Origin of the sequence: Erwinia sp. PPS120 (assembly GCF_047918655.1) — a bacterium.
Taxonomy (GTDB): Bacteria; Pseudomonadota; Gammaproteobacteria; order Enterobacterales; family Enterobacteriaceae; genus Erwinia; species Erwinia tasmaniensis_A.
This window is the reverse complement of sequence record NZ_JBLREF010000080.1, coordinates 1-464: the sequence shown is the minus strand read 5'-3', so window position 1 is coordinate 464 and position 464 is coordinate 1. Positions and strand designations below refer to the sequence as shown.

Here is a 464-nt window from a genome sequence, read left to right as displayed (position 1 = left end):
TGACCTTTATCGCCGATGTCAGTACCGCGCGGTTCAGCGATCTGAAGGTCATCACCGATAACGTGTTTCGCCAACGGCACGGCCAGGGCAGCCCTGCGCGTCACCGTACAGGACCAGCACGGCAACCCGCTGACCGGTCAGAAGGTAACCCTTACCGCCAAAGATAGCGGCATCATGCTCAGTGCTGCCAGCGTCACCACCGGGAAGGACGGTACCGCCACCTTTACCGCCAGCAGCACCCTTGCAGCGGCCCAGGCGGTGAGCGCGACTCTCGGTAACTCGTCCAGAACCGCCACGGTGACCTTTATCGCCGATGCCAGCACCGCGCAGGTCAGCGATCTGAAGGTCACTACCGATAACGTGCTGGCCAACGGCACGGCCAGAGCGGCCCTGCGCGTCACCGTACAGGACCAGCACGGCAACCCGCTGGCCGATCAGAAGGTGGCTCTTACCGCCAAAGATAA

Annotated in this window: 1 protein-coding gene; it reads left to right on the top strand. The window is 62.7% G+C overall.

Annotated features, from left to right (window positions below; genetic code table 11):
* Positions 1-57 precede the first annotated feature (57 nt).
* The coding region (locus tag ACLRGG_RS21140; protein WP_416251556.1) for an Ig-like domain-containing protein at positions 58-464 on the top strand (407 nt) is incomplete at its 3' end.